Source organism: Rickettsia gravesii BWI-1 (genome assembly GCF_000485845.1).
Taxonomy (GTDB): Bacteria; Pseudomonadota; Alphaproteobacteria; order Rickettsiales; family Rickettsiaceae; genus Rickettsia; species Rickettsia rickettsii.
This window is the reverse complement of record NZ_AWXL01000025.1, coordinates 26,368-34,403: the sequence shown is the minus strand read 5'-3', so window position 1 is coordinate 34,403 and position 8,036 is coordinate 26,368. Positions and strand designations below refer to the sequence as shown.

Below are 8,036 nucleotides of genomic sequence, written 5' to 3'. Positions count from 1 at the left end.
CCATAACCGCCGAGTTTTAGCAAAATACCGGCAAGAATAACCGAGCCGCTGGTTGGAGCTTGTACGTGTGCATCGGGTAGCCAAGTATGAAAAGGAATCATAGGGATTTTAACGGCAAAAGCAATAAAGATAGCCCACCATAAAATTTGCTGAGCAAATAATGGAATATTATCGGTAAGCTGAAAGATATAGGTTAAATCAAAGCTATGTATTTTGCTATAAATATAAATTAATGAAAGTAGGAAAAATACAGAACCAAAGAACGTATATAAGAAGAATTTAAGAGCCGCATATATTCTATTCTCGCCACCCCATATGCCAATAATAATATACATCGGCACTAATATTGCTTCAAAAAACAGATAAAACAATAGTAAATTTACCGAGGTAAATGCCCCTATACAAAAAGATTCCATTAATAAAAAACATACCAAATATTCTTTAATATATTTTTTAACGGTAAATAAGCTTCCAATTATACAAATAAGAGTAAGAAAAGAAGTTAGAACCACAAAAAATATTGATATACCGTCAACGCCTACATGGAATTCAAGCCCGATCTTATCAAGCCAAGCGTAGCGTTCAACAAATTGATAAGCGGGGTTTGAGGAGTCAAATTCTATTAAAATATAGATAGTTGAGATGAATGTTAAAACAGAACTAAGCACTGCAACATACATTACATATATCGGTTTATCTGCTTTTTTACTTTGACTAATAAACAGCAAAATATATAGCACGCTTATTAGCGGCAGAAAAATACTGATAGATATAATAGGTAATTCTAACATTCTTTAAGATTTTATGAGTTTTTTTCCGTTATGGCGAGGCAAATTACGAAGTAATCTCAGGAATTTGTTATTATTTCATGAGATTGCTACGCTCTCTACGTTCGCTCGCAATGACGGTTTTAGTTTTTAACGCAAATAACATCAGTACATTATGTTTTGCCAAACAAAATAACTAATTGTTACAACAATAAATGATACTATATATAAAGCATAGTTAAAAACATATCCTGTTTGTATGTTGCCGGTAAGAACGCTAAAGCAATTAACGACTCGTGAAAAACCGTTTGGTCCAAAACGATCGATTATTTGCTGATCGCCAAGATAAAATAAAGAAGCTAAACAGTTAATAGGTTTCACAATTAAGCAATTATATATTTTATCGAAGTAATATTTATTGCGTAATATGTTGGAAATTAATACAAGGAGTGTCATCCCGCGGCTTGACCGTAGGATCCAGGCGTTTTTAGTATTTTTACTGGATTTCCGCTTTTGCGGGAATGACATAACAGTACTTGACTTATATAAGTAAATCCCAGTAACAATCCCCACTATACCGACTGCCATAGGTAGTAGCTTAATATATAAAGGCGGGTGGCTAATTAGTAATTTATAAATATGTAAATTAAATAGGCTTGCATGGAAATAACCATTTGGTTTGTCCATAGCGAGTAAATAATAGCCGATCATACCGCTAAAAAAGCTCCCGGCGACAAGTAATATAAGTGGATTATTCATTACTTTAGCCGGTTCGTGAGCATGCTCAAAAACATCTTTTTCTAGCTTAGTTTTGCCATGAAATACCAACATAATAATCTTCATTGAATAAATAGCGGTAAGTATTGCTGCTGCTATTCCAAAAATAAACATAAACGAGCCGCTACTATAAGCCGCTTCTAAAATCGAGTCTTTAGAGTAAAATCCTGCCAAAGGATAAATCCCTATTAGTGCAAGTGAGCCGATTAAGAAGTTGCCATAAGTTACCGGCATTTTATTTCTTAAGTCACCCATTTTAAAAATATCCTGCTCGTGAACGGCATGTATTACGCTGCCGGCTGATAAGAATAATAAGGCCTTAAAAAAGGCATGAGTTACTAAGTGAAATATTCCGCTATTATAGGCAGATACTCCGCACGCCATGAACATATAACCAAGCTGACTGCAAGTTGAGTAAGCAATAATCTTCTTGATATCGCTGTGCATAATAGCAATACTTGCAGCAAAAAGACAAGTAACACCGCCGATAATCGTAATAAATTGTAGAATTAAAGGGCTATATTCAAATAAATACGAGCAGCGTGCTACTAAGAATACTCCTGCCGTTACCATGGTTGCTGCATGAATAAGTGCAGATACCGGAGTCGGTCCTTCCATCGCATCAGGAAGCCATACATGTAAACCGATCTGTGCAGATTTACCCATACAACCGATGAATAATAATAAACAAATAATGTCTAGAATGGAAAAATGTAAAAATATTTTTATATTGGATAATAATTCTGCAGATGACAATACATCTTTGTAATTTGCCGAGCCACAATAAACAATAATCGTCATTACGCCTAAGATAAAAGCAAAATCGCTGGCTCTATTTATTATAAAAGCTTTAATCGCTGCTTTATTGGCTGATTCTTTTGAATACCAAAAACCTATTAGTAAATATGAGCAAACGCCGACGCCCTCCCAACCGAAAAATAACTGTAAGAAATTATCGCTAGATACTAGCATTAACATAAAAAAAGTGAATAAAGAAAGAAAAGACAAGAAGCGTATAATCCCCTTATCTTCGGCCATATAGCCAAGCGAGTAGATATGCACGACGCTTGACACCCATGTTACGGCTATAAACATTATGCTAGTTAGCTGATCGATATAAATCGACCAATTTACTTTAAAATTTCCAACCTCAACCCATGGTAATAATTTAATATGGATTATATTCCCGTCTAAGCCCGCATCGCAAAATATTATTAATGAGAATAAGGCAGATAAAGATAAAAAGCCGGTTGCAATTACTTGCGCTAATTTTTTGTCTATTACCCTTACGAATAACCCGTTTATTATGCTAGATGCAAGCGGTAACATGATGATCATTATGGAAATATTTTGATACATCATTATCCCCACATCTGATTAATGTCGGTAATTTCAATTGAGCCTTTATTACGGAAATATATTAGTAATATTGCAAGCCCGATTGAGGTTTCGGCAGCTGCTACGGTTAAGATTATAATACTAAAAATTTGTCCCGATAATTCTTGCATATATACGGAAAATGCAACAAAATTTATGTTAACTGCAAGCAGCATTAACTCAATAGACATTAATATATTGATAATATTTTTGCGGTGCATAAATAATCCAAACATTCCGATAGTAAAAACTAAGCTGCTTAAGATTAAATAATGATTAAGCGAAATATATTCATTCATATTTAATATTCTCAACACCTTTATTTAGAATAGGCTTTGTCATTAATACGGTATTTTCTTTATTGTGACGTAGTTGTTTTGATATATCTTGACGTTTTACTCCCTCGCGCTTCTTTAGTGTTAACGTAATACATGCAATCATAGCGACAAATAATATAAGGCCCGCCATTTGAAACGGTAGCATAAAGTCTGTGTAGAGTACGCCTCCTATTGCTTTAGTATTTGAGATATTATTTGTTATGGCAAACGATACATTGGAGTTGAAATTAATATTTTTAGTACCAAGTAAAATAATTATTACTAAATCGGCAAACATAATCAAAGCTATAAAAATACTTAAAGCTAGATTTGCTTTTAGCTGCGTTATTGTCTTATTAAAATGCATATCTAGCATCATTATCACAAATAAGAATAATACTGCTACAGCTCCAACATAAATCACTATCAGCATCATAGCTAAAAATTCTGCTCCAAGCAAAATCATAAGCCCTGCACCGTTGATAAATGCAAAAATTAACCATAATACCGAATATACGGAATTTTTGCTTAAGACAACGCATAAGCTACTGATAGTTATTAATGTTGCAAATAAATAAAAAAATATAGGCATGGTGTTTATATAGGTTGTGTCTTATATCTATTTTATCCTCGTAAAACTCGTTTTACAACATTAGGTTCTTTCTCAATAATCTTAAGAAGTAATTTTGCAGCTCCGGTAGGTAATCTTCTGCCTTGTTCCCAGTTTCTTAAAGTTGCAACGCTCACCCCAAATGTTGTAGCAAATTGTTGTTGTGTTAATTTTAACTTATCTCTTGCTTCATGCACGTCTATATTAGATAATTTTATATCATGTTTATTTGCTTTTAATTTTCCTTTAATGTATAAAACAGCCTCTTGCATTCCAATTAATATACTTTTGTCGGTTTGATTAGTATTTTTATTATTTATTTTTGCCTCTTCCGACATATAATTTTACCAATTCTTCAGTTAGTTTTTTTAATTCATTACAACTATTATGATTAATATGTTCCATCTTACTTTTTATAAAACCGGTTATTAAAAATACCGGCATATTTTCATTGTAGTAAAAATAAATTATTCTTATACTGCCACTTTTACCTTTATTATTACTACTTAAAGCAAATCGTAACTTTCTTATACCTCCAGTGCCTTTTATTATATCACCTTGGTCAGGATTAGCAGCAATGTAATGTATTATTTCAAAGCATTCTTTTTCATTTAAATTATTCTTAGCGAATTTTTGAAACTCTGGAAGCTCAACAATTGAAATCAGTTTTTTACTCATAATACTTATACGCCATTGGCGTAGGAGAATCAATAAATAATTTTTGTTTAGTATCATGGATACTGTGGTAAGACCACGGTATGACAGAGTGCAAATTGGCTACACCAACAAAGCATTAGAAGAAAATTTCTTGATCATCGGAATAAATAAGCTTTCTAGTTCTTTGCGTATTTCTTCCTTGTTTTCTACTTTTTGACCTTCTTTACTTAAAGTTAGCTCGCCTTTTTCTACATGACCAAGTACAGCCTCAATGATTGCTTTTTTATCATGTTTACCATCCATATATCTAAGTGCAAACTTCTCAAAGAAATTAACGCCGATCGGTTCATGTTTTAAATTTGTAACCCACATAGAAGGTGTATGAGTTGCTTGATGTATCACCATTTTTGTTGTTTTAGGCTTATCAAGCTCAGGGTTATTTCGATGCTTCTGATTTGTAATACTAATATAACCTTGTAGTACTAGCTTCATTGCATTATTTAAAAGCTCAGCTTTGATTTCGTTTAATTTAGTATTATGTAGCTTTTTATTAGCTTCAGTGGTTATTTTCTCAAAGCTTAACGGATTATTTAGATTTTCGCTGAAAGTGTATAAAATAGCTTTCATATAAGGCGAACTAGTTGTTAAGTTAGAGTCTTTATTGCCGTTTAAGAAGAATTTTAAATTTTCGGCAGCATTATTAAGATCTACTTCTTTGAGTGGTTTTTCAGGCACTATATTAAAGATTATATTAAATTTCGTTATATCATCATTGTTAATATTTCTATTAATTTTCACATCACTATGACATAGTAAAGTGGTTCTAAAACGACGATTCGTAATGAAATCCATATATTGTTCGGTTCTAACTATATCGTTTACCGCTTTTAACTGCTCTACTACTTTCGGCGGCATATTACCGAGATACATAGTCGAAAGATTACAATCGGCTAAATATTGTAAATTGTGCTTTCTTGCTTCATTCATAAATTCATGGAAGTAGAATTGAGCATTTTCTTCTTCTAGATGATCATGACGTAAATAATGATCGGTTTGTTTAGCAAGTAGCTCTGCTTCGGTTTTTAATGCTTCTGCATAAGGAGTTTTAGAGTTTTCTAAGCTATCCTTAACAAATTCTAGTAACAATCTAGATTGAGCTATTCTATCCCGTACATTTGCAAATGAGCTAGAATGATATATCATCATATCTCTAATAGTACGGACCATATTCCAGCCAGGGAGGGTATTATAGCTAATATATGCTATTCCGTTTGGACTAAGATTTTTATTACAAACTTCAAAAATTTTATCTCTAACGGTTTTTGGTACCCAAGAAATTACGCCATGGCAAATTATATAATCAAACTTACCGAAAGAATCGTTAATATCGGTTATCGAACAATGATGGAACTCTATATTTTTTAATCCTAGTGCTTTAACATTTTTATTTGCTTCGTCAATTTGTACCTTAGACAAATCAACCCCAACAAAATGAGCTTTTGGATAAAGAACTGCATGTGGTATTAAATTACCGCCTGCTGCACAACCAAGCTCTAATATTTTTGCATTCTCGACTTCAGGAGCATTTACACCGAAAAGAGTTGCAAGTGTACTTAAGTGATAAGGATTTGTAAGAGCATATGGGTAGCTTTCATACGGTACTTCATCATAAGTGTTATGATCTGAAACTACACTGTTAACAACGGATTGTACGGAATGTGTTTTTTTTGCCATCTTATCATGACCGTTAGGGGTAGAAGAAGAGTTAGTAGCTTTTGGAGACATATTTTTTCCTTATATAGTTGAATTATTTGTGTCATCCCGCGGGATGACATTGTAGCTTTCATATAAATATTTCACAGAATTATTAAAATGGCAATCTATAAGTAAATCCTACGCCAAATTCTCCAACGGCTATAGTTTTTTTGATAGGATTTGCTGGCATGTATTGCCCCGTTTTCATATCAAGCGTATCATAATTAATTCTTACTCTATATGCCGTTTGTAATTTTGCAGTTGCATCGATAATTAAATTTGAAGTTACATCTTGTGAAATTCCAAGACCTGCTTGCCAAGCAACACAATTTTTATGAGTTTTTCTTACTTTAAAATAATCGCTATTTATAACATTCCACCTAGAAGAGGTAGGCTGAACTTTTACTTGTGCTATTCCACCTCCAAGTATTACAAAAGGTGTGAAAGTTTTTATTTTTTCTAAATCATAAATAAGATTTAGCATATATATATTTGATAATACGGTAGTATTACCTGGGGTTTTAGGAATAGTGAGACCATTACTTAAATTTTGCTGAGGTAATACGTAATGCAGACGATATTTAGGTTGATAAGTTGCTGAGAATTCAATAGCTATCTGTGGATATATTATGTAGCCTATTTTCCCACTATACATACTTGATTTTTTTAAAATTATTTCGGTATTTGAGTGTTTATGTCGGAATTTACTAACGACCGGTTCAACTATTCCGCCTTCTGCTCCTATATAGAACCATGTTTCTTTTGCGAAAGCAATGTTATTAAAAATGATGATAGTAATAAAAAATAATTTTAGTAATTTAGTCATTATAATTGCTTAAAAAATAAAAAAATATTATATACCCCCTTTATTAATGGTCAATCATATTTTTCCTAATTATGGAAGCAATTATACCAAATAGTAATAAAGTAATAGTTACAGTGAGCGCAACATATGCCGGAATCGCTATATAATGATGAATAAATATTTTCAAGCCGATAAATATTAAAATTAAAGCCAAAGAATATTTTATATAACTGAAACGTTCTACAATTTCTGCTAAACAAAAGAATAACGCTCTAAGCCCTAAAATAGCAAAAATATTTGAAGTATAAATTATATAAACATCATTAGTAATTGCGAATATTGCCGGTATACTATCTGTAGCAAAGACTAAATCTATTGCTTCTATCAGTACTAAAGATATAAAAAGGGGGGTACAATATAGTTTGTTATTACGTTTAATAACAAATTTATCCCCTTCAAGGTTAGGGGTAATATTTAGATTTTTTATTATTGACTTGTAAATATAAGAATTCTGTATATCAAAAGTTTTATGTGATACATAGAAAGTTTTTATACCTGTAGCAATGAGTATTACGGCAAAAATATATAATAACCAAGCAAATTTATTTATAAGAATAATACCGCCGTAAATCATTACGGCTCTGAATATTATTACGCCTATTATACCGAAAAATAAAACACGATGTTGATATTGCCCGGGAATTTTAAAAAATTGGAACATAATAGAGATAACAAAAATATTATCAAGTGACATAGCTTTCTCAATGAGAAAGCAAGTATAATATTCACGAGCATGATCTGCCCCCGTATTATAGTAAACATAGATACCGAATAAACAAGCTATTACAAGATAGAAAAGGCTAAAAAGTACGCTTTCTTTAAAGCTCATTATAGTATTTTTTTTGTGTATTATTCCCAAATCGAGAATCAGTAAAGCAGCGATTACCGTATAAAAAATAATCCAACTCATT

General features: G+C 32.1%; 9 protein-coding genes. All 9 read right to left on the bottom strand.

Going from position 1 to position 8,036, the window contains the following annotated elements:
* The coding region (locus RGRA_RS0107520; RefSeq protein ID WP_024547399.1) for an NADH-quinone oxidoreductase subunit M at positions 1–791 on the bottom strand (791 nt) is incomplete at its 3' end.
* Between the two features lie 141 nt (positions 792–932).
* Entirely contained in the window at positions 933–2,906 is a 1,974-nt protein-coding gene (nuoL, locus tag RGRA_RS0107515; RefSeq protein WP_017442662.1) for an NADH-quinone oxidoreductase subunit L, read from the bottom strand.
* Entirely contained in the window at positions 2,906–3,220 is a 315-nt protein-coding gene (gene nuoK / locus RGRA_RS0107510; protein WP_012151334.1) for an NADH-quinone oxidoreductase subunit NuoK, read from the bottom strand. Before nuoK ends, nuoL begins: the two co-directional genes overlap by 1 nt.
* Entirely contained in the window at positions 3,213–3,830 is a 618-nt protein-coding gene (locus RGRA_RS0107505; RefSeq protein ID WP_017442661.1) for an NADH-quinone oxidoreductase subunit J, read from the bottom strand. Before RGRA_RS0107505 ends, nuoK begins: the two co-directional genes overlap by 8 nt.
* A gap of 32 nt (positions 3,831–3,862) precedes the next feature.
* Positions 3,863–4,186 (bottom strand): helix-turn-helix domain-containing protein, encoded by a 324-nt coding sequence (locus RGRA_RS09495; protein WP_017442660.1) that lies wholly within the window; start codon positions 4,184–4,186, stop codon positions 3,863–3,865.
* Positions 4,161–4,583 (bottom strand): type II toxin-antitoxin system RelE/ParE family toxin, encoded by a 423-nt coding sequence (locus tag RGRA_RS12000; protein ID WP_157668042.1) that lies wholly within the window; start codon positions 4,581–4,583, stop codon positions 4,161–4,163. Before RGRA_RS12000 ends, RGRA_RS09495 begins: the two co-directional genes overlap by 26 nt.
* 42 nt (positions 4,584–4,625) lie before the next feature.
* Positions 4,626–6,290, bottom strand: coding sequence for a methyltransferase regulatory domain-containing protein (locus RGRA_RS0107490; protein ID WP_017442658.1), 1,665 nt, complete (start codon positions 6,288–6,290; stop codon positions 4,626–4,628).
* An 82-nt stretch (positions 6,291–6,372) separates the two neighbouring features.
* Positions 6,373–7,086 carry an outer membrane protein gene (locus tag RGRA_RS0107485; protein ID WP_017442657.1) on the bottom strand — a complete coding sequence of 238 codons (714 nt, stop codon included), beginning with the start codon at positions 7,084–7,086 and terminating at the stop codon, positions 6,373–6,375.
* Positions 7,087–7,129: 43 nt separating this feature from the next.
* Entirely contained in the window at positions 7,130–8,035 is a 906-nt protein-coding gene (locus tag RGRA_RS0107480; protein ID WP_017442656.1) for a TerC/Alx family metal homeostasis membrane protein, read from the bottom strand.
* Position 8,036: the final 1 nt, after the last annotated feature.

Coding starts and splice junctions, on each gene's coding strand:
- RGRA_RS0107505 (WP_017442661.1), bottom strand. CDS start 3,830: ATGCCTATATTTTTTTATTTATTTGCAACATTAATAACTATCAGTAGC.
- RGRA_RS09495 (WP_017442660.1), bottom strand. CDS start 4,186: ATGTCGGAAGAGGCAAAAATAAATAATAAAAATACTAATCAAACCGAC.
- RGRA_RS0107485 (WP_017442657.1), bottom strand. CDS start 7,086: ATGACTAAATTACTAAAATTATTTTTTATTACTATCATCATTTTTAAT.
- RGRA_RS0107490 (WP_017442658.1), bottom strand. CDS start 6,290: ATGTCTCCAAAAGCTACTAACTCTTCTTCTACCCCTAACGGTCATGAT.
- nuoL (WP_017442662.1), bottom strand. CDS start 2,906: ATGATGTATCAAAATATTTCCATAATGATCATCATGTTACCGCTTGCA.
- RGRA_RS0107480 (WP_017442656.1), bottom strand. CDS start 8,035: ATGAGTTGGATTATTTTTTATACGGTAATCGCTGCTTTACTGATTCTC.
- RGRA_RS12000 (WP_157668042.1), bottom strand. CDS start 4,583: ATGATACTAAACAAAAATTATTTATTGATTCTCCTACGCCAATGGCGT.
- nuoK (WP_012151334.1), bottom strand. CDS start 3,220: ATGAATGAATATATTTCGCTTAATCATTATTTAATCTTAAGCAGCTTA.